We start from the raw sequence: 22,945 nt of genomic DNA, 5'->3' as shown, positions 1-22,945 counted from the left end.
ATATAATATGAATAATTCAACTTCACAGAAACTTTCTGTTCTCGAAAAAGTAGGGTACAGTTTTGGAGATTTGGCTGCCAATCTGATTTTTCAAACGCTTGTTACCTATTTAGCTTATTTTTATACCGATATTTATGGACTTAAAGCAGCCGATGCGTCTGCAGTTACTTTGGCTGTTGGGTTGGTTGCTGCCTTTTTGTTTAACCCATTGATTGGTGTTCTAGCTGATCGCACCAGTTCAAGATGGGGAAAATTCAGACCTTGGATACTCTTCACTGCTGTTCCAATGGGTGTTATTGCGTTATTGGCATTTTCAACACCTGATTTTTCGTACAAAGGTAAATTGATTTATGCTGCAGCAACTTATACGCTTTTGTTGTTGTGCTATGCTTCCAGTAACTTGCCTTATTCTGCGTTGAGTGGTGTAATTACCGGCGATATGAGTGAAAGAAACAGTCTTTCGTCTTATCGTTTTGTAGCTGTAATGTTTGCTCAGTTTTTCGTACAGGTATTTATGTTACCTATTATCATTTATGCCGGTCATGGCGATAAAGCAGCCGGTATTGAGCAGGTAATGACCTGGATGGCTATCCTGGGTACAGTATTGTTGCTTATTACATTCTTAACAACAAAAGAACGTATCGTTCCAAGACCAGAACAAAAATCAACATTGAAAGAAGATTTTTCAGACCTTTCTAAAAATAAACCTTGGTTTATAATGTTAGTTCTGACCATTTTATTGTTCGTTACGCTGGCAATGAAAGGTGGTTCATATGTGTATTATTTTTACAATTTTGTGGATAGACCTGCGCTTGCAAATCTTATTAGTCCGGTAATTGCAGGCCTGAATGGCATGGGAATCAATTTCTTTGGTTCTGACCCTGTTTCAGCTGGATTAGGTCTGTTTAATGCCGGTGGAATTATTTTCCAAATTATTGGTATTTCTTTGTCAAAAAAATTGGCTGATAAATATGGAAAACGCGATGTGTTTAAAACAGGATTGTTTATTTCAACTCTTTTCATTTTAGCATTCTACTTTTTTACGCCAAGTAACGTTATTTTAATGTTCGGATCACAAATACTTCACGGATTCTTCTATGGTATTACAGTTCCAATTCTTTGGGCTATGATTGCGGATGTTGCTGATTTCTCCGAATATAAAACTTCACGTAGAGCAACAGCTATTATTTTCTCAGCTATGATGGTTGGGCTTAAAGCCGGTTTGTCAATTGGTAGTGCGCTTGTTACATGGATTTTAGGTCTATATGGTTATATTGGAAAAGCCGGTGCTGCCGGTGCTGATATCGTGCAACCCGCAAGTGTGGCCAGTGGCGCAAAGATGTTGGTAAGTATTTATCCATCTATTCCATTTCTTATCGGAGTTGGCTTACTGTTCTTCTATGTGATTGACAAGAAATTGGAAGTACAGATTGAAACAGAACTGAAAGCCCGTCGTGCAGCTAACGCCGAAGCCGATAATTTGGCAGAAAGCGCTAAATAAAACTAATATTTAAACAAATCAAGAAAATCATGAAACACAAATCAATTTACGCAATTGCTGCTATGTGTTGTTTGGCATCTGTGCAAACAATGGCCCAAAAAACCTTAGGTGAAGCAACTAAAGGTAAATTTCTGTTTGGTACCGCTGTAAATATGCAGCAGGTAAATGGTGTAAATGCAGCTGAATCAGCAATTATTGCCAGTGAATTTAGTGCAATTGTAGCCGAAAATGATATGAAACCCCAACCGATTCATCCGGCAGAGGATCGTTTCAATTGGGATAATGCAGATAAGATTGTAGCTTTTGCTGAAAAAAACAAGCAAACCCTTACCGGTCATTGCCTTATCTGGCATTCGCAAGTGCCTAACTGGTTCTTTGTTGGTGAAGACGGCAAACCTGCTACTCCTGAAGTTCTCAAAGAGAGAATGCGTAAACATATTCATGCCGTTGTAGGACGTTATAAAGGTAAAATCAAAGGTTGGGATGTAGTGAATGAGGCTTTTGAGGATAATGGATCTTACAGAAATAGCAAGTTCTATCAGATTTTAGGTAAGGACTTTATTAAGTATGCTTTCCAATTTGCACATGAAGCAGATCCAAATGCCGAATTGTACTACAATGATTATAATGTAGAAACTCCGTCCAAATGTGATGCTATTGTACAATTGGTAAAAGAGCTAAAGGCAGCAGGTCTTAGAATTGATGCGGTTGGTTCTCAGTCGCATATGCATATGATTAATCCTACAGTAGAGGCTGCCGAAGCAAGTTTCAAAAAACTGAAAGCTGCCGGAGTTCATATCCTGATAACAGAATGGGATATTTCGATACTTCCAAGTCCGTATGAAGGAGCTAACATCTCTACAAATTTTAGTTATTCTAAAGAAATGGATCCTTATCGTGACGGTGTACCGGCTGATGTTCAGGCAAAATGGAATAAACGTATGTTGGATATGTTTAATCTGTTCTTGAAATATGATGATGTGATTGACCGTGTTACTGTTTGGGGTGTTACCGATAATGGAACCTGGTTGAATGGATTCCCTATCCGTGGAAGAATGGATTATCCAATGCTTTTCGATCGTAATAATAAGCGTAAGCCTATTGTTGATCAAATGATTAAACTGGCAAAGAAATATAAAACTATAAAGAAAAAATAATTTATAGCTTTATTCACAAAAACGCTTCAGGATATTTTGAAATAAGAAATATCCTGAAGCGTTTTAATTTTATGGGAATTGATTAATGCTTGTGAAAGAAAATGTTAGCTTAGTTTATGTTTTTATATTGAGACGGTTTTACCCCGAATTCCTCTTGAAAACATTTTGTAAAGTAACTGGTTGTTCCAAATCCAACCCTGGATGCTACTTCGGAAACCTGCAACCCGTTTTTTAATAACAGTGCTGCCTTCTTTAATCTAACCGATCGGATAAATTCACTGGGCGTTTGTCCGGTAATGACTGATAATTTTCTGTACAAGCCTGTCCTGTCCATAAAAAGGTCTTTACTGAGTTGTTCTACAGAATAAGATACATTGCCAAGATTTTTCTCAATGTGCCCAAGTGCGTTTTTAATAAGCTCTTTATCAACGCTCGTTGATGCAAGTACTCCGGGGTTTATAGTTATAGCATTTTTAAACTGCTCTTTTCGTTGATTCTGTTGTTCAATTAAATGATGAATACGCAGCAGGAGTATGTCCATATTAAATGGTTTTGAAATGTACGCATCTGCACCTGCTTCAAAGCCCTCAATTTGTGCTTTATCTGATGTTTTGGCGGTAAGTAATATCACCGGAATATGAGAAGTTTGTATATTCTTCTTGAGCAGTCGACAAAGTTCAGTACCTGACATTTCAGGCATCATAACATCGGTAATTATCAAATCGGGTTGATGTTTCAGCGCTTTTTCGAGTCCATCTTTACCATTTGCAGCTTCAATGACGTGGTATTTTTCCATCAGTTCTCCCATGATAAACATCCGAAATTCAGCATTATCTTCCACAACGAGTACTTTTATCTTTTGTTCATCTATACTCTCTGTTTCCGATTGTATTTCGTCCGCAGACTGTAAGTCTATCGGAATGCTGACTGTGAATAAGCTTCCTTCATTTAAACGGCTTTCAACTTCAATCGTACCATTGTGCAATTCTACGTATTCTTTGACCAGATGCAGACCAATTCCACTACCCGTATTGATACTTTTTTGTTTTTTTACCTGATAAAAACGATCAAATATCTGGCTTACATCAACTTCGGGGATGCCTATTCCTGTATCTGAAACTTGTATAACGAACATTTGCTCATCAGTATCTTTCATAGCTTTCAGCAGTATTCTTCCTCCGGACGGAGTGAATTTGATTGCATTGGACAGCAGATTGTTGATAATTTTCTGCATTTTATCCTTATCAACATAAGCGTAGATATTATCATCTTCGCATTCAGAAACTAATTCTATACCATTGTTTGCCGCCATTTCCTGAAATGAAAAGGCTGTTACTTCGATAAAGTCATTTATACTGCAATAACTCAGTTCCAGTGTTTCACCTTTCATCTCGAGTTTACGGAAATCCAGCAGTTGGTTTACGAGTTTAAGCAATTCGTTAGCATTTCTGTAGATGCCATTGAGTTGTTTTTTTAATGATTCATCGTCAACTTTTTTCAGAATAGAATCAAGAGGCGTCAAAATTAATGTCAACGGCGTTCTCAATTCGTGACTAATATTGGTGAAAAAAGAATACTTCAATTGGTCAAGTTCTTCTTTTTGTAGCGTCTCCATTTTATGTCTGTTCCGTCTTATGTAGTAAGAAACAGAGGAATATAGAACATAGATAATTATCAGCAGATAGAAAATATACGCCCAAATAGTTTTCCAGAATGGAGGACTGATGACGATTTTTATCTCAGCATACTTCTTTCCCCAATTGTGCCTGTCATTTGAAGCATAAACTTTAAGCGTGTATGTTCCGGGCGACAAGTTTGTGTAGTTCGCAGACCCAACTCCATTGACAGCTTTTATCTCATTCCATGCGTCATCCGCTCCTTCCAGCTGGTAACGGTAATAAGTTTGCGTAGGATTTACATAATTGAGAGCTGAAAACTCCAATCCAATAAAGTTTTGAAAGTGTTTGAGGTGTATTTCCGAAGTAGAACTTATAGATTGTTTTAAAATTATATTTCCATCAGAATAATCATTTTGTCTGATTTCTTTGCCGGATAGAAGAAGCTTTGTAAATAACGGAACTGAGAGTGGTTGTTCATAGCTGTTTATTTTTGCCAGATTTATCTCGTTAAATCCATCCAATCCTCCCCATATTAGGCTGTTGTAAGATGTTTTTAATACTGAGCGCGGCAGGAACTCGGTTTCGATGACTCCATCGAATTTGTTGTAATTATAAAAGCTGTACTGGTATGATTCGTTTTTTTCGCTTACTGCTATTCGTGAAATTCCATTGGATGTGGAAACCCAAATCATTCCTAAATCATCTTCTACGATAGAACGTATGCTATTGTTGATTAAACCATCTTTTTCGGAGAAACTTTTCGTGCTGTTATTTGTAGGATTATATACGTTAAGACCATCCATAGTTCCAAGCCAAACCAAGCCCCGACTATCTGTAAACAAGCAATGGTAATGATGGCAATTGTGCTGTTGTAAAGGGTTTTTCTTATCTGGAATTGTAATATTATTTTTCCGGGTATTATATAAAAATAGACCGTTGTCAGAATACCCAAGCAACATATCCTTTTTCAAATAAGTCAATTGGTATGAATAATCAGGTAAATTTTTCGATGTGTAACTAGCCTTTTTGAAATCTCCAGTTGAGGGATCGAGTAAGCCCACTCCGTCGTTAGTACAGAGGTAAAGCTTGTTATCAAAGGATTCGTAAATGGACAAGCAGTATTTAGGTGTGTTGAAGCGTTTGATTACGTTATTTTCGATACAAAACAAACCATTATTTTGTGTACACAGCCAAATGCGTTGTTTACTGTCCTTTAAAAGCATTTCGCACACAGAATTGGTAGGAATGCTTTTGTATAGCTCCAATGAAGCAGATCCTTTTTCTTTTCGAAACAAACCATTCTGCGTCCCGACTAAAATATAATTGTCTTTTTCAGCAAAACATCGAACGCTTATTTTCTTGATTTCCTGCAATTTGAATAAAGAACGTCCAAAATTTTGAAACTTAAACCTGTCAGGGTGATAGTACAATACTCCTCTATCTACAGAGCCAACCCATATACCTCCTTTGTTGTCAATGTATTGAGTGCTAATCTCGGTTTCAAATACGCGTCCATCCACTAAATGCAGAGGGGAGATCAGTCGTTTGTTCTGGAGGTTTTTATCTATTGACCAAAGCCCGATTAAAGAACTAATCCAGCAATTACCTTTGTTGTCAAGAGTGAGTGTATTTAGCCAATAATCGGTCTTCAGGATATTCTCCCACCTTCTGTTCTTTACATTGAATCGCAGCAATGATCCAATCCCACTTCCATTACGCACTTGGTAGAAATAATTCTTGTAGGGTATAACGGCTAAATTACTTGAGTATATATTATTGCCGTTGAATGGATCTTCAACATACAACTTTTTACGAGTAACCATATCGAAACAGGCCATTCGTCCCGATTTATAGAACAGAAAAAGTTGTTTTTTATATACGACTAAATCGTATAAGCGATCAGAATTCCCGTTTATCCTCGATACATGGCTTAAGAAGGTATGTGATGTGTTGTTATTTCTATAGATCAATTCATCATTTGCTGTTGTATACCAGAAATTATGCTCTGTATCCATGAAAAAATTGCTAACCTGGCTTTTAATCCCCTGAGAAACGAACACGCTATCAGTATTTGGAATAAACAACTCTTTGCGGATATCAAAAATCAGAAGTCTATGTTGATTCTTAACCCACAACCGTTGATCATTATCAATGTAAACACGATGCCATCCTGAATAGTCTTTTAAAAGATATGCTTTTCGATCGTCGTAGTGTATATATCTAAAGTTGGCTCCATCATAAATATTAATCAATCCTTCGGTGACGATTATCATTCTGTCATCAGGCAATTGGCAGATAGAACGTACACGATTATCGGAAAGCCCGTTGCTACTGTTGATAGGCGAAAAAACATAATGTTCCTGTGCAGCACAGTGAATACAAAGCAAAAAAATGATGGTTAATAGAGAATTTCTCATTTGTGAAAAATATTTGTTGCAAAAGTACGAAAAATGATTATAGCTAAGTATTTATTTTCTCAGCTTTACTTACAATTCAACAAAAACGATACTTCTTACAACATATGTTTTATAATTTATCCGGAAAACTAAAGTATATTTGTAGCAAAATGTAATGTTTTAATTTAGCCGCAAAATCACACATGATAATCGTGCAATAAGAGCCACAGCTTTTTGAGCAGAAGGGATTAAATGTGTTATTTTTTCGTGCAGCTTTAATCCAAATGATGAAATCTCAGTCTTATTAAGTTTAGGGTAATTTTTTTCTCTTGTTCCAAAATGTAGAGAACCTAAAAGCAATACCATTGTCTTAATAGTTTAAAGACAATAGAAACCGGCAGGGACTAATGAAATTGAAATAATTTGGCTATTTCACATTAAAAGCAGTTTTAAATGTGATAGTAAAATAAAGTATAATCTAATGAAATGTAAGACAATTGTTGGCCTTTTTTTAATGAGTACGCTTGCCGTTTTTTCTCAAAATGCGAGTGTTGTTTCTCCGAATAAGAAAATATCAGTAGAACTCCGTAACAGCGCAAATACTCAAGTGGGCGGATGGTATTTGAAAGTGAATTATTCGAATGACGGTAAAATCTCTGAGGTTTTTCAACAGATAACATTAGGTCTCGATAGAGCAGATCAATCTTTCTCAACTGCCCTGAAGTACCTAAAGACAAGTAAACCAAATTTGATAAATGAGCATTATTCTGTTGTACATGGCAAACGTGTGCAATGCACAAACTCCGCTAATGAAGTCGTAGTGTCATTTGAGAATCAGGGTAAATCAAAATTGAATCTGATTATCAGAGCATATAATGATGGGGTGGCATTTCGCTATGAATTTCCTGAAAAAGGAGGGACTTTTGTTGTAAACGACGAACTCACAACTTATTGTGTGGCGGATAGTACTAAAAGATGGTTGGAAAAGTTTAATCCGGCCAATGAAGGTCTTTATACCAGCTCAAAAGATGGAAATCTTCAACAGGACTGGGGTTATCCTGCGCTTTTCAATACGCCCGATAAAGGCTGCTGGTATTTGATTCATGAAGCCGACTTGGATAAAAATTATTGTGGAACAAAGCTCTCTAATGTTGCAGAAAAATCGAAATATAAACTTACTTTCCCCGATCAATGGAACGGAAGAGGACAGGGAGAAGTAAAACCGACTATTACGCTTCCGTGGAAATCGCCCTGGCGGGTTGTTATTATCGGGAGTCTGTCTGATATTGTAGAATCTACTTTGGTGGATGATGTTTCGACTCCTTCAATTATTTCTAAAACCGATTGGATTAAGCCGGGAATTGCTTCGTGGAATTACTGGTCAAGCAATCATGGTACGAAAGATTTTAAAAAAGTGTGTGAGTTTGCCGATCTGGCCGCCTCAATGGGATGGCCTTATACTTTGCTGGACTGGGAATGGGATACCATGGGCAATGGTGGAAAACTGGAGGATGCTTTAAAGTACATTCACTCGTTGGGTCTGAAACCCTTGATGTGGTATAACTCGGGAGGTAATCATACATGGGTTTCTTCCACCCCTAAAGATCGAATGTTGACACACGAGAACCGTGTTGAAGAGTTCACCAAACTAAAGAAACTTGGTGTTGCTGGTGTGAAAATTGATTTCTTCGAGAGTGAAAAACAAAGCATGATTCAATATTATCTCGATATTCTGGAAGATGCCGCAAAATTTGATATGATGGTATATTTCCATGGCTGTCTGGTTCCACGCGGTTGGGCGCGCACTTATCCTCACCTGATGACATACGAAGGCGTACGTGGTGCCGAATGGTACAATAACGGACCTGAGTTTACCACAACAGCTCCTGAACATAACACTATTTTACCTTTTACCCGAAATGTAGTGGGTGCAATGGATTATACGCCGGTAACTTTTACCAATTCGCAATTTCCGCATATTACTTCTTACGGACACGAACTGGCACTTAGTGTAGTGTTTGAATCCGGTATTCAGCATATGGCTGATCGTCCGGAAGGCTATCAGGATTTACCCGATGCTGCAAAGACATTTTTGAAAGAAGTTCCCAATGCCTGGGATAACACCAAACTCCTTGATGGTTATCCCGGAAAAGACGTGATTATTGCCCGTAGTAAAGGAAATGCATGGTATATTGGAGGTATAAGTGCAGAAAGATTTCCTAAAAATAAGACACTAAGCTTTAATTTTCTGCCAGAAAACGTAAAATACAAACTGACATTGATATCCGATGGCGAGCACGATAAGAAGCTTGTAACAGAATATATGGTAGTTGAAAAATCAAGTGTCGTAAAAGTCAGATTATTAGGAAGAGGTGGTTTTGTAGCATGTCTTAAACCAATTTTGTAGTCAATAATTGCATAAATAAAGTATGAAAAAATCAACACATTTAAGCTTAAAGGGTGGATTGTTTGTTATTGCCGCTCTTTTGTTTTCAGTAAGTTCGTGGGCTCAGCAATTGCCGTACAAGAACCCTAATTTAAGTTCGGAAGAACGTGCTAAAGATTTAATTTCCCGCCTAACGCTGAGTGAAAAAGCAACATTAATGTGCGATATTTCCGATGCAGTTCCCCGCTTGGGTATCAAAAAATTCAACTGGTGGAGTGAAGCATTGCATGGCTTTGCCAATAATGGTAATGTGACTGTTTTCCCTGAACCGGTTGGTATGGCGGCATCGTTTGATGACAATCTGGTCTATAAAATTTTTGATGCAGTTTCGGATGAAGCCAGAGCAAAATACAACGAAGCTACGAAGAAAGGATTAGAGAACGCTCGTTTTCTAAGTCTTTCGGTTTGGACTCCGAATGTGAATATATTTCGTGATCCTCGTTGGGGACGTGGTCAGGAAACATACGGAGAAGATCCCTATCTTACTTCGCGCATGGGGGTTTCGGTGGTAAAAGGTTTGCAAGGACCGGCTGATGCCAAGTACAGAAAACTACTGGCTTGTGCCAAGCATTTTGCCGTTCACTCAGGACCTGAGTGGAGTAGACATTCTCTAAACATCAACAATCTCGATCCGCGAGATTTATGGGAAACTTATCTTCCTGCTTTCAAATCCCTGGTGCAAAAATCCGATGTGCGTCAGGTAATGTGTGCGTATCAACGATTGGACGATGAGCCTTGCTGTGGAAATACGCAATTACTTCAACGCATTTTGAGAGACGAATGGGGGTATAAATATATGGTTGTTGCAGATTGTGGTGCGGTATCCGATTTTTATACCAGTCACAAAGTTTCATCCGATGCGGTTCACGCAGCATCTAAGGGAGTTTGGGCCGGGACAGATGTTGAATGTCAATGGGATAATCACATTTACAAACAATTGCCTGATGCTGTAGCCAAGGGCTTAATTACGGAAGCTGAAATAAATAAACATCTCCTGAACGTTCTGATTGGTCGTTTCGACTTAGGCGAAATGGACGATGATGCATTGGTTCCATGGTCTAAAATTCCTATGTCAGTAGTAAATAACGAAGAGCATAGGAAACTTGCTTTGGATATGGCGCTAAAATCGATGACTCTGCTTCAGAATAAGAATAATATTCTTCCGCTTAGTAAATCAAAGAAAATAGCTGTAGTTGGACCAAATGCTAACGATAAACCCATGTTATGGGGAAATTATAACGGAACTCCGGTGAGAACTATTACGATTCTTGATGGTATCACCTCCAAACTCTCAGCGAATAAAGTTCTTTATGAGAAAGGCTGTGATTTGGTTGAAGATAAAGTGACCGAAAGCTATTTTCCGCAATGTTCTATTGATGGAAAAAAAGGATTCAAAGTAAGTTATTGGAATAATAAAGATCTTAAAGGTGATGTTGTAGCTACACAACAAATTGTAAACCCAATCAAATTAACCACTGCCGGACAACACGAATTTGCGACCGGTGTTCGACTTGAAGGATTCTCAGGAAAGTACGAAACAGAATTTGTGGCACCCAAGACAGAAGAAATTGTGTTCAAGTGCGGAGCTACCGGATATTTTGAATTGTTTGTCAATGGCGAATCTCTGGTAACCTATAACAATTGGAGAACACTACCTTCTCGAATTCCGTATAAAGTTGAGAGCGGTAAGAAATACAAGATTGAAATTCGCTATGCTCAACTCAATAATTGGGAGGCTAATATAGAATTTAACTTGGGGAAAGAAGTAGATGTTGATTATAGTGATCTTCTAAAGAAGCTCAAGGGAGTTGATGTTGTTGTATTTGTAGGAGGGCTTTCTACATTATTAGAAGGAGAAGAAATGCCGGTTTCATATCCTGGTTTCAAAGGTGGTGACCGTACCGATATTGAGCTTCCTGCAGTACAACGAAATTGTTTGAAGGCTTTGAAAGAAGCAGGAAAGCAAGTGATTTTTGTGAATTGCTCGGGTTCGGCAATTGCTCTGATTCCAGAAACTGAAAGTTGCGATGCCATTCTCCAGGCTTGGTATGGTGGTGAATCGGGTGGTCAGGCAGTGGCAGACGTACTCTTTGGCGACTATAATCCATCGGGAAAACTACCGATCACTTTTTATAAAAGCGTGAAGCAGTTGTCTGATTTTGAAGATTATTCTATGAAAGGCCGCACGTATCGTTACATGTCCGATCCGTTGTTTCCGTTTGGTTTTGGTTTGAGTTATACCACTTTTGCTATAGGTAATGCTAAATTAAGCAACCCCGAAATTAAATCCAACCAATCTGTGGAGCTTACGATTCCTGTTTCAAATAAAGGTAAGCGCAGCGGAACTGAAATTGTACAGGTTTATGTTCGGATGGTAAATGATACTGATGGACCGCTTAAGACTTTAAAAGGCTTTCAGCGAGTAGAAGTAGCGGCGGGCAAGACTGCGCAGGCTGTTATCAACTTACCGTATAATTCATTCGAATTTTTCAATCGAAATACAGTGAAAATGGAAGTGGTGCCGGGTGAGTATGAAGTGTTGTACGGTAACAGTTCAGCGACTAAAGATTTAAAAACAGCCAAAGTAAGAATCCTGTAAATCTATTTTAATAACAAATAATGACCCTTAAATATTTAATCATGAATTTAAAAAAATCTAGAGTAGTAATTTTATTTCTTTGCACTCTTCCGATGATGGCCTTTATGCCTCCGAGAGATAATAAGAAACCAATTTATTTAAACACTGCGTACTCTTTTAAGGAAAGAGCTGCCGATCTTGTCTCAAGAATGACTTTGGAAGAAAAACAAAGCCAATTGGGTAATACTATGCCTCCAATTCCTCGTCTTGGAGTAAATAAATACGATGTTTGGGGTGAAGCTTTACACGGAGTAGTGGGTAGAAATAACAACAGTGGCATGATTGCTACTTCATTTCCTAACAGTGTTGCTGTGGGTTCAACCTGGGATCCGGCTTTGATCAAGCGCGAAACTTCGGTTGTGGCTGATGAAGCACGCGGTTTCAACCACGATTTGATTTTTACACTTACCTACTGGTCGCCAGTTATTGAACCGGCGCGTGATCCAAGGTGGGGTCGTACTGCTGAAACATTTGGAGAAGATCCATTTTTAGTATCGCAGATTGGTAGTGGATTTGTTCAGGGATTAATGGGCGACGATCCTACTTATCTGAAAACAGTGCCCTGCGGCAAGCATTATTTTGCTAACAATTCGGAATTTAATCGTCACAATGGAAGTGCCAATATGGACGACCGTGATATGAGAGAATTTTATCTTACACCATATCGTACGCTTATTCAAAAAGATAAATTGCCATCTATTATGACAGCTTACAGTGCTGTAAATGGTGTGCCTATGTCGGCCAGTAAATTTTTAGTTGATACAATTGCTAAAAGAACTTATGGACTAGATGGCTATGTGACAGGTGACTGTGATGCAGTGGCCGATGTTGTAAACAGTCATCGTTATGCAAAAAGCAAAGCTGAGGCAGCTGCAATGGGTTTAAAAACGGGAGTTGATTCCGACTGTGGAGGTATATACCAAACCAGTGCACTCGAAGCATTGAAACAAGGGTTGATTTCTGAAGCTGATATGGATAAAGCTTTGGTAAATATCTACACGATACGAATGAGACTGGGTGAATTTGATCCTCAGAATATTGTTCCTTATGCCGGTATCAAACCAAGCATTATCAATGACCCTTCGCATAACGATCTTGCTTTAGAGATCGCCACTAAATCTCCGGTTTTGCTTAAAAATAATTTGGTGGGTAAAAGTGGAAAGAAAGCCTTGCCACTTAACGCAGGAACTATTAAGAAAATTGCTGTTTTAGGACCGCAAGCCGATAAAGTTGAGCTTGGTGATTACTCCGGCGAAGCAGATCCTAAGTATAAAATAACTCCGTTGGAAGGAATTAAAAATTATATAGCTCAGAATAATCTGAACACTGAAGTTGTTTCAAAAGCAAGTGGAAATACTGCTAAAAGAACAGATTTCTTTACTATGGTTGGTTTTTCAACAGTGACTAAAGCAGGTGTTAAGGACTATGATGCTACAAAATTCGATGCTTCTGCCAGCGGTTTGATAACATCTGCACGTTTTGGTTCGGCTTCCGTAAGAGGAATTAAAGATGGCGACTGGACTTCGTACAACAATGTGGATATTACCAACGTAGATTCGATGCGCTTTAATATGACAGTGTCTCCTGATGGGGGAGTAATCGAAGTCAGAGTTGGATCTAAAACAGGAAACATTCTTGCTTCTCAGAAAATTGCCGGTTCACCACAAGCTGGAGGCATGGGTGGTTTTGGCGGAGGCAGATCCAAAATTATTCCTGTGAAAATTAATACACTTGGTATTACCGGACCACAAACTATAGTGCTTGTTTACCGCGAATCGGAAGTTCCGGCTACAGATAAAGAAACGCTTGATATGGCTGCTTCAGCTGATGTTGCGGTTGTCTTTGTTGGTACCGATCAAACAACAGGTAGAGAAGAATCGGACAGGTTTGCTATTACCTTGCCGGGAAATCAAAATGAATTGATTAAATCAATTGCTGCGGTTAATCCGAATACCATTGTTGTCATTCAGGGAATGGGAATGGTAGAAGTAGAGCAATTTAAAAATAATCCGAATGTTGCCGGAATTATTTTCACCGGATACAATGGACAAGCACAGGGAACGGCAATGGCTAAAGTTTTGTTTGGAGATGTCAACCCCGGAGGAAAAACAAGTTTGACATGGTACAAATCCATTAACGATCTTCCTGCATTAACTGACTATACATTGAGAGGTGGAGCAGGAAAGAACGGTAGAACATACATGTATTTCAACAAGGATGTTTCGTATGAATTCGGCTACGGATTGTCATACACTACATTTGCGTATAGCAATTTTAATATTAGTAAAACCAGTATTACTCCAAACGATAAAGTAACTGTGACTGTGGATGTAAAAAATACAGGAACTGTTGATGGAGACGAAGTGGTACAAATCTACGTGAAAACACCGGACAGTCCTGCATCGCTTGAGAGACCAATTAAACGCCTGAAAGGTTTCAAAAGAGTGGCAATTCCAGCCGGTCAGACCAAAACTGTATCAATCGAAGTTGACTGCGCCGATCTTTGGTTCTGGGATATTAAAGGGAAAAAGATTACTTTTGATCAGGGAAAATATGTGTTTGAAATCGGAGCTTCTTCGAAAGACATTAAAGGTCAGTTAGAAGCTACTATGAGCGGTTCATTTAAACCGGTATTGAAAACCGTTGTGCTTGATTGTGATAAAGTTGTACTACGTCCGGGTAATACCGTTACCACCAGTGTAACAGCTTCCATGTCGGATGATAGTTTCATAAATATTAAAGATGCCAAAGTGACTTATAAAAGCAACAATCCGCTGGTTGCGACAATCGATGAATCAGGGAAAGTGACTGCAACCGGTGTTGGAGCTGCATTGATTTTTGTAGATGTAACGGTGAACGGAAAAACCGTATCAAACAGTTGCCCTGTGAAAGTTATGCCTGATTTGACTCCAAAATTAATCACTATTGATGGAAAGAATATTGACGGATTTAGCAAGGATGTAAAATCTTATAGCTATTTGTTGAAGAATAACGCCAAAGCACCTGTAGTTAAAGCTTCTGCAATGGTGAAAGATGTTACAGTTGATATTGAACAAGCTAAAACTGTTCCGGGAACCACTGTAGTAAAATATGTTGATAATATAACTCAAGAAAAGAATATCTACTACTTTAATTTTGATATTCAATCAGTTAGTGATGAGTTCAATGCTTCGACACTAGGTAAACCTTGGGAATGGGTAAGAGAAAATAAATCAACTTACAGTTTGACAAAGAATTCAGGTTCTTTGACTATAACCAGTGAGAAGGGAGATGTTTCTGAGAATAGCAATAATGCCAAGAATTTACTCTTGCAGAGCGCTAACAACGATTGGACTATTGACACAAAGTTAACTTGTTCGCGTATTCCATCTCAACCTGAGAATGCCGGAATTTTGGTTTATGAAAATGATGACAACTTTGTGAAGTTGATGCTTCGTGCGGTAACAAAAACTACACGGTCGGGAAGAGGCACTGAAGAGCAACCGGGAACGCTTGATTTCATCATCGAAGAAAATGGTATCGCGAAGTCAATGGCATCCTTTAATTTGAGAAAAGCAATTACTGGAAGTAATTCTTTGATTCTAAGATTGGATAAAAAAGGTGGTATTTATACAGCCTACTATTCGTTAGACGGCGAGAAGTTTGACAAACTGGGAACGGCAAGTATCTCGCTTAAAGACATTAAAGCCGGATTGATGGTTTGCGATGGTATTATTATTCAGGGAATGAAAAGTACATTCTATTTCAATCCTGATACCACTAAACCAAGTACTCCGTTTGATGTTTCGTTCGACTATTTCCATATAAATAACAAATAATCATGAACATACTGAGATTAACATGATCTCAGTATGTTTCTAATTTTTATAAACATGTTCAAGAGAAAAACATTATTCTTTAGTTTGGTTTTTGCAGGAATGACCTCATTAGGTGGAATTTTTGCTCAAAACAATGCTCCGATTCCTCCGGAAATTGAAAATCCCGAATTACTCGGCATAAATAAAGAGCCGTATCATGCAACCTTAATGCCTTATGCCAATTTGCAGGAGGCTTTAGTCGCCAAACGACATGCTTCATCGCTTTGTCAAAGCCTTAACGGATCATGGAAATTCAATTGGGTTCCAACGCCTGAAAAACGTCCGGTTGATTTTTACAAACCAGACTTTGATGTTTCGGGCTGGAAAGAAATTCCGGTGCCTTCTAACTGGGAGGTACAGGGTTACGGTACGCCTTTTTACAGGAATTTGGGTTATACCATTAAAAAAGATTATCCACATGTAATGAGCGAACCGGATAAGAACTTTACTGCTTACGTTGAGCGCAATCCGGTAGGAAGCTATCGTAGAGAGTTTAATGTTCCTGCAGAATGGACCGGTCGCCGTAATTTCATCACGTTCGATGGAGTTGATTGTGCTTTTTTCTTATGGGTTAATGGAGAAAAAGTAGGTTTTAGTGTCAACAGCCGCAATGCTGCAGAATTTGATCTGACGAAATACCTCAAGCCCGGTAAAAATATGATTGCTGTGGAGGTATATCAGTATAGTTCGGGTACCTGGCTCGAAGATCAGGATATGTTCCGTCTTCACGGAATTTTCCGCAATGTAACTATGTGGAGTGCTCCACAGATACATATCCGCGACTTTTTTGCTTTGCCAGATTTAGATAAAGACTATAAGGATGCAACACTTGATGTAACAGCAAAAATCCGAAACTACGGTGGTCAGACAGCTAAAGCTCAAACTTTGACTGCCACTTTGTATGACAAAGAGGGCAAAGAAGTGGCTAAAGGCATTGCAACAGGTGCGGCTCTTAAGGCAAATCAGGAAGAAGCGCTGAAGGTAAAACTTCAAGTGACTAATCCTCAGAAGTGGACAGCCGAGACTCCAAATTTATATACTGTTGTTCTTACTAATTCGGAAGGAGAAATATTGTCTAAAAAAGTAGGTTTCCGCAAAATAGAAATTAAAGGACGAGTTTTCACCGTTAATGGTGTGCCTATCAAATTGAAAGGGGTGAACCGACACGAACATTGGTCGGATGTGGGTCACGCTGTTACCGAAGAACAAATGATTCATGACCTTCAGGTGATAAAACAGGGAAACTGTAATCACATACGAACCAGTCACTATTCCGATGATCCTCGTTGGTACGAGCTTTGCGATGAGTGGGGAATCTGGTTGGTGGCCGAAGCCAATGTAGAATGCCACGGATATGACGGCCGTTTTGATAACGAACCTACCATAAAATCAGCTATTATTGATAGAAATGTGGCTAATATTGAAAACTTCAAGAATAGTCCGTCAGTAATTATTTGGTCATTGGGTAATGAATGCGGATGGGGTGCTACTCCTAATTTTGTAGCCGCCATGAATGCCGTGAAGGCAATGGATCCTTCCAGACCAATTCATTACGAACGTTTTGGAACAGGCAAAAACAATCCGGCTGATTTGGATGGTCGTATGTATGGAACTGCGCAGGATTATGCGCGTAGCGCTCAGGACAAATCTCTCACAAAACCATTTTATATTTGTGAGTTTGTTCATGCCATGTTCAATTCTATGGGTTCGCTTGACGAGTATTCGGAAGTTTTTGATAACAATCCTGAAATTTTGGGAGGTGCTATTTGGGAATACCAAGATCAGGGCTTGTGGAACAAACGCGATCCTAATCATCCTGTATTAGCATACGGAGGTGGTTTTGGCGAAACACCAAACGATCATTACTTTATCCACAAAGGTGTTGTGTCTTACGATCGTTCTACCGAAGGAAATAAAGTGAAACCACATTATCCTGAAATGAAAAAAGCATTTCAATGGATTGACACAAACCTATCTGATCCTATTTCAGGAGAAATTTCTATTCGGAATAAATTTCAATTTATTTCTTTGAGCAGATTTGAGGCAACTTGGAGTTTGACAGAGAATGGTGTAGAGATAGCCAAAGGCAATATTAATCTGAATCGTCCTATCAATGCTCGTAGCACAGGCAGAGCATTTGTTCCTTATAAGATAGAACATCCAAAAGCAGGAGCCGAATATTATTTGCGCATTTCGTATAAGCAAAAAGAAAAGACGCTTTGGGCTGACAAAGGATTTGAAGTAGCTACCGCTCAATTTAAACTTCCAATTAATACCCCTCCGGTGTTGGAAGCTAAAGTAACTCAGTCCGTAAAACTGGTTCAGAATGAGCAGGCTGCAACTGTTTCAGGTAAAGATTTTTCAGTAAGCTTCGACAAGAAAACAGGCTTTATGAGTCAGTTAATCAAAAACGGAACAAATCTGTTGGCTACCGATGGTGCTCCAAAATTGCACTTGTGGCGTGCAGCTCACCGTACTGACGATGACTGGGCTTACAGACAATGGGATAAATTTGGGGTAACCACCCTTCAATATAAGCCGGTTGATTTTAAAGTGGAGATTGTTGACAACGCAACTGTAAAAGTTATTTCGACAACAAAAGCCGACGGGAAAGAAGGATTTGGAGTTTACCATACTGCAACTTATGTGGTAAAAGGTGATGGAACAATAAAGGTAGATAATCAGGTTAAATTTACCGGTTTGCCAATTAATCTGGCTAAAATAGGTGTGCGCATGTTGCTCGACAAAAAACTTGATCAGATGGATTTCTTTGGCCGTGGTCCGTTCGAAAATTATTCAGATCGCAAGAGTGCTGCTGAAGTTGGTCTTTATGAAATTGGAGTAAACGAACAGTATGAATACGAAAAACCTATGGAGCGTGGCAACCACGAAGAAGTACGTTGGGCTAAGCTAAACGGTAAGGATATGCCTTCGTTATTGGTTCAATCGGATGAAAAACTAATGCAAGTGGCTGCTATTCCTTATACGGATGAACAAATGAATCCGGTAGAGTACAAAATAGATTTGCCTGCAAGCACATCAACTGTGTTCACCGTTTCTACAAAAACCCTGGGCGTTGGTTCTAACAGTTGTGGTCCACAGCCGCTTGACAAATTCAAAGTAGCTGCTGAAGATACTTCTTTTAGCTACACTATAAAATTGCTAAATACAAAATAAGCAGACCCTTTAAAATAACCTCACCGGTTTGAATAAAGCCGGTGAGGTTTTTGGCTCAAATAAAATAAATATTTGTACAAATGGACAACAGAAAACCAATCAAGCTCGCAATAATCAGTTTGATTTTATTTTCGACATTGATTTCATATGACCTGCACGCTCAGAATTCGCAAACGGTGAAGAATGACAGTGTTTATGGGAATCTCAAAGCGGAGTTTGTTTGGGAAGCCAAAGTAAAAATTGCCAATATGATTAATGTTGGGAAAAGTAAGTACGGCGCAAGAAGAGTAATTCCGATAACGGGAGGCACATTCACCGGCAACAATATTAAAGGAGTGGTTTTGCCTGGAGGTGAAGACTGGCAGTTGGTTCGTCCCGATGGGGATACCGAACTTCAGGCACGTTACCTGCTGAAGACCAATGATGGTTATGTAATTCAGGTAATCAACAGAGCATTGATCCATGTTCCGGCCGCGGGTGATAACAAAACTCCGTACATCAGATCGGTTATTGATCTGGAAGCGCCAAGCGATAGTCCGTACGATTATCTCAATCATGCAATATTCCTTGGAACGTTGAAAGTGCCTGAAATAAAAAATGGCGAAGAGCCTTATGTAATAATTGGTTTTTATAAACTATTGTAATATCGTTAAGAAAAAATGAAGATTATTAGTGTCGCAGAGCTGGCAATTCCCTTGCTGCTATTTACCTTTTACATAAAGGCTCAAAACCCTATCATTCAAACCAAATATACAGCTGATCCTGCACCGATGGTGCACAATGATACTGTTTTTCTTTATACAAGTCATGATGAAGAGAATGCAGATGTGTTCTTAATGAAAAACTGGCTATTGTATACATCCACCGATATGGTTAACTGGACTGATCATGGACAGGTTGCCTCTCTTTATGATTTTAAATGGGCGGATAAAGCCATTACGGGGTGGGGTGGATTTGAAAACGGTGCATGGGCGCCTCAATGTATTGAAAAGGATGGAAAGTTTTACATGTATTGTCCGGTACAGGGAAGAGGTATCGGTGTACTTGTGGCCAACAGCCCCTATGGCCCTTTTACCGACCCAATCGGTAAACCACTCATTGGTGGAAATTACGACAGCATTGACCCAACCGTATTTATTGATGACGATGGACAAGCCTATCTTTACTGGGGAAACCCTAATCTATGGTATGTAAAACTCAATAAAGATATGATTTCGTTTGGTGGTGACCCGATTAAAGATCCTTCGATAGCAAAAGTGAAGGATCAACCAGATCCATTCCATTATCAGGAGGGACCGTGGGCCTATAAACGAAACGGAAAGTATTACATGGCCTATGCTTCTACCTGTTGTCCTGAAGGTATCGGTTATGCCATGAGTAATTCTCCTACCGGTCCCTGGCAATATAAAGGAAGCATAATGGATGGCGACCCACGATCCAGTGGAAACCATCCGGGAATTATCGACTACAAAGGAAGTACCTATGTTTTCGGGTTTAATTATGCTATTATGAAGCAAACTATGTCGAAACACTACGAACGTCGTTCAGTGTGTGTTGAAAAACTCACTTTCAACAATGATGGTACTATTCAGAAATTGCCTTTCTGGAAAGTAACAAACAATGCAACCCAATTAAGTACTTTTAATCCCTATGTTCGCGTAGAAGCCGAGACCATGGCATATAGTGAAGGTCTCAAAACAACTAAATCACCGATATGGGAACGCGACGATATCTGGAATCATGGAAAAAAAATGGGTGAGATGAACTTTGTTACATCTATTCACAACGGCGATTATATTAAAGTACAAGGTGTGAATTTCTCAAAAGGAGCTTCAGCGGTCGATGTTTCTGTAGCGTCTTTATTCGGAGGAAAAATAGAAATTCGGACCGATAAGATTGATGGACCAATAATGGGAACAATAAACGTAACCACTTCAGGCGAAGGTGATAGTTGGAAAACGATTACAACTCCTGTAAAGAATATTAAAGGAGTACACGATTTATTTTTTATTTTCAAGGGAGAAAAGGATTTATTCAACTTTGATTGGTGGAAGTTTAATGTTCAATAGCAAATTCAAAAAACAATAATATCAAATAGAAAGACATTAATGAAAACAACAAGTAACATTAGATTAGCTGCTATTGCAGGTTTTATAATCATTTCCAGTCTGCTGGGTTTTGGGCAGGTTTCTGCTCAAACTGTATGGCTTGATCAACTCGATCTTAGCACAGCAACTCAGGGTTATGGAGTTCCAATGAAAAACAAATCTCTCGATGGTCACCCACTAACTATAGCAGGTAAAACTTTCGAGCGTGGTTTTGGAAGCCATTCTGAAAGCTCGTTGACTATTTTGCTCGAAGGGAAAGCTACTTTATTTACAGCTCAGGTTGGTATAGACGATGAGGTAAAAGGGCAGAGGCCTGCAGCCGAATTTGTTGTTTATGGTGACAATAAAAAATTATGGGCGAGTGGAGTAATGCATCTAGGCGATGCTGCCATCCCTTGTTCTGTGAAGCTTGATGGAGTTAAAAAACTAGAGTTGGTGGTAACCGATGGAGGAAACGGCAATTACTACGATCACGTTGATTGGGTAGATGCAAAGTTTGAAACCACCGGAGTAAGTACTTTTAAAACTTTCAGTCCTGTAGCGACCGAGCCTTACATTCTTACTCCTGCTCCTAAATCAACCCCAAAGATTACCGGAGCTAAAGTTTTTGGTGTGCGTCCTGGTTCACCGTTTCAATATCTTGTAACAGCTACTGGCGATCGTCCGATGACTTTCTCAGCTACAGGTTTGCCGAAGGGCTTGAAGATAAACACCCAAACTGGTCTTATTACTGGTAAACTTACAAAGGTGGGTACTTATCTTGTTTCGCTGGAAGCTAAAAATGCGAAAGGCAAGGCAGTAAGAAAATTTAAAATAGAATGTGGCGACAAAATTGCACTTACTCCACCGATGGGTTGGAATAGCTGGAACTGTTTTGCGCAGGAGGTCTCAGCCGACAAAGTGAAACGAGCAGCCAACGCCATGGTGAAAAGCGGACTTATCAACCACGGTTGGACTTATATCAATATTGATGACTTCTGGGAAAACAACCGTGATTCCAAAGATCAATCCATACGTGGTAAGTTCCGCGATGAGGCAGGTAACATTGTTCCAAACTCACGTTTTGTAGATATGAAAGGTCTGGCTGATTATGTGCATGGACTTGGTCTGAAAATTGGATTGTATTCAAGTCCCGGCCCATGGACGTGTGGTGGATGTGCCGGAAGTTATGGTTATGAAAAACTTGATGCCGAAAGCTATGCCAAATGGGGCTTCGATTACCTTAAATACGACTGGTGCAGTTATGGTAATGTGATTAACGGTTTGCCGAACAACGATCCATTGAAAGTATCGTCTTTGTCGTACAATGGTGGTAGTGTATTGAGTACTGCCATGAAACCATTTCAGCTAATGGGTGATTTATTGAAGCAACAACCCCGTGATATTGTATTTAGCGTGTGTCAGTACGGTATGTCTGACGTTTGGAAATGGGGTGGTTCGGTTGGTGGCAATTTATGGCGCACCACCAATGACATTACCGATACCTGGGCTAGTGTAAAAAGCATTATACTCGATCAGGATAAATCGGCTGCTTATGCAAAGCCGGGCAATTGGAATGATCCTGATATGCTTGTAGTTGGTCATGTAGGTTGGGGAAATCCGCATCCAAGCAAACTTAGACCCGATGAACAATATCTTCATATCAGTTTATGGAGCTTATTTGCTGCGCCGCTTCTTATTGGTTGCGATATGGAAAAACTGGATGACTTTACCTTGAATTTGCTAACAAATGATGAAGTCATTGAAATCAATCAGGATCCGCTTGGTAAACAAGCTACATGCATACAAACCATAGGTGAGCTTCGTATTTACGTGAAAGAGCTTGAAGATGGCAGTCGTGCCGTTGGATTCTGTAATTTAGGTGCTGATATTATAGATATTTCATACAAGGATTTCGATAAAATTGGTCTTAACGGAAAATTTAATGTACGTGATGTATGGAGACAAAAAAATATTAGCACAATCGAAACTAAAACAAGTCAGCTAGCACTCAAAGTTCCTGTTCACGGAGTGTTACTTTATAAATTTACAGCTACAAAATAATCT

Annotated in this window: 10 protein-coding genes; 9 read left to right on the top strand and 1 reads right to left on the bottom strand. The window is 39.2% G+C overall.

Going from position 1 to position 22,945, the window contains the following annotated elements:
• Positions 1-7 precede the first annotated feature (7 nt).
• Both PALPR_RS08180 and PALPR_RS08175 read left to right on the top strand, forming a co-directional pair.
• Positions 8-1,501 (top strand): MFS transporter, encoded by a 1,494-nt coding sequence (locus PALPR_RS08180; RefSeq protein WP_013445150.1) that lies wholly within the window; start codon positions 8-10, stop codon positions 1,499-1,501.
• Positions 1,502-1,530: 29 nt separating this feature from the next.
• Positions 1,531-2,658: an endo-1,4-beta-xylanase gene (locus tag PALPR_RS08175; RefSeq protein ID WP_013445149.1), complete on the top strand. Its 1,128-nt coding sequence runs from the start codon at positions 1,531-1,533 to the stop codon at positions 2,656-2,658.
• Between the two features lie 109 nt (positions 2,659-2,767).
• On the opposite strand, the gene PALPR_RS08170 is transcribed toward PALPR_RS08175, so the two are convergent.
• Entirely contained in the window at positions 2,768-6,694 is a 3,927-nt protein-coding gene (locus PALPR_RS08170; protein ID WP_041620340.1) for a hybrid sensor histidine kinase/response regulator transcription factor, read from the bottom strand.
• 460 nt (positions 6,695-7,154) lie between these two features.
• Here PALPR_RS08170 and PALPR_RS08160 point away from each other — a divergent pair, with 460 nt between their 5' ends.
• From PALPR_RS08160 to PALPR_RS08130, 7 genes are all read left to right on the top strand, one after another.
• Positions 7,155-9,080, top strand: coding sequence for a glycoside hydrolase family 97 protein (locus tag PALPR_RS08160; RefSeq protein WP_013445146.1), 1,926 nt, complete (start codon positions 7,155-7,157; stop codon positions 9,078-9,080).
• A 22-nt stretch (positions 9,081-9,102) separates the two neighbouring features.
• Positions 9,103-11,718: a xylan 1,4-beta-xylosidase gene (xyl3A, locus tag PALPR_RS08155; RefSeq protein WP_013445145.1), complete on the top strand. Its 2,616-nt coding sequence runs from the start codon at positions 9,103-9,105 to the stop codon at positions 11,716-11,718.
• A 41-nt stretch (positions 11,719-11,759) separates the two neighbouring features.
• Positions 11,760-15,575, top strand: a complete 3,816-nt coding sequence (locus PALPR_RS08150; protein WP_041620339.1) for a glycoside hydrolase family 3 C-terminal domain-containing protein — start codon at positions 11,760-11,762, stop codon at positions 15,573-15,575.
• Between the two features lie 54 nt (positions 15,576-15,629).
• Positions 15,630-18,791 carry a glycoside hydrolase family 2 TIM barrel-domain containing protein gene (locus PALPR_RS08145; protein ID WP_245544409.1) on the top strand — a complete coding sequence of 1,054 codons (3,162 nt, stop codon included), beginning with the start codon at positions 15,630-15,632 and terminating at the stop codon, positions 18,789-18,791.
• 80 nt (positions 18,792-18,871) lie between these two features.
• Complete coding sequence (locus tag PALPR_RS08140) at positions 18,872-19,435, top strand: DUF3237 family protein (RefSeq protein ID WP_013445142.1); 564 nt, start codon at positions 18,872-18,874, stop codon at positions 19,433-19,435.
• Positions 19,436-19,450: 15 nt separating this feature from the next.
• A complete protein-coding gene (locus PALPR_RS08135; protein WP_013445141.1) occupies positions 19,451-20,860 on the top strand; it encodes a glycoside hydrolase family 43 protein in 1,410 nt (469 codons plus the stop codon).
• A 39-nt stretch (positions 20,861-20,899) separates the two neighbouring features.
• Positions 20,900-22,942, top strand: a complete 2,043-nt coding sequence (locus PALPR_RS08130; protein WP_013445140.1) for an NPCBM/NEW2 domain-containing protein — start codon at positions 20,900-20,902, stop codon at positions 22,940-22,942.
• The last annotated feature ends 3 nt before the right edge of the window (positions 22,943-22,945 follow it).

This window comes from Paludibacter propionicigenes WB4, assembly GCF_000183135.1.
Classification (GTDB): Bacteria; Bacteroidota; Bacteroidia; order Bacteroidales; family Paludibacteraceae; genus Paludibacter; species Paludibacter propionicigenes.
Note: the sequence above shows the minus strand (reverse complement) of the source record. Positions and strands in the feature narration are given on the sequence as shown.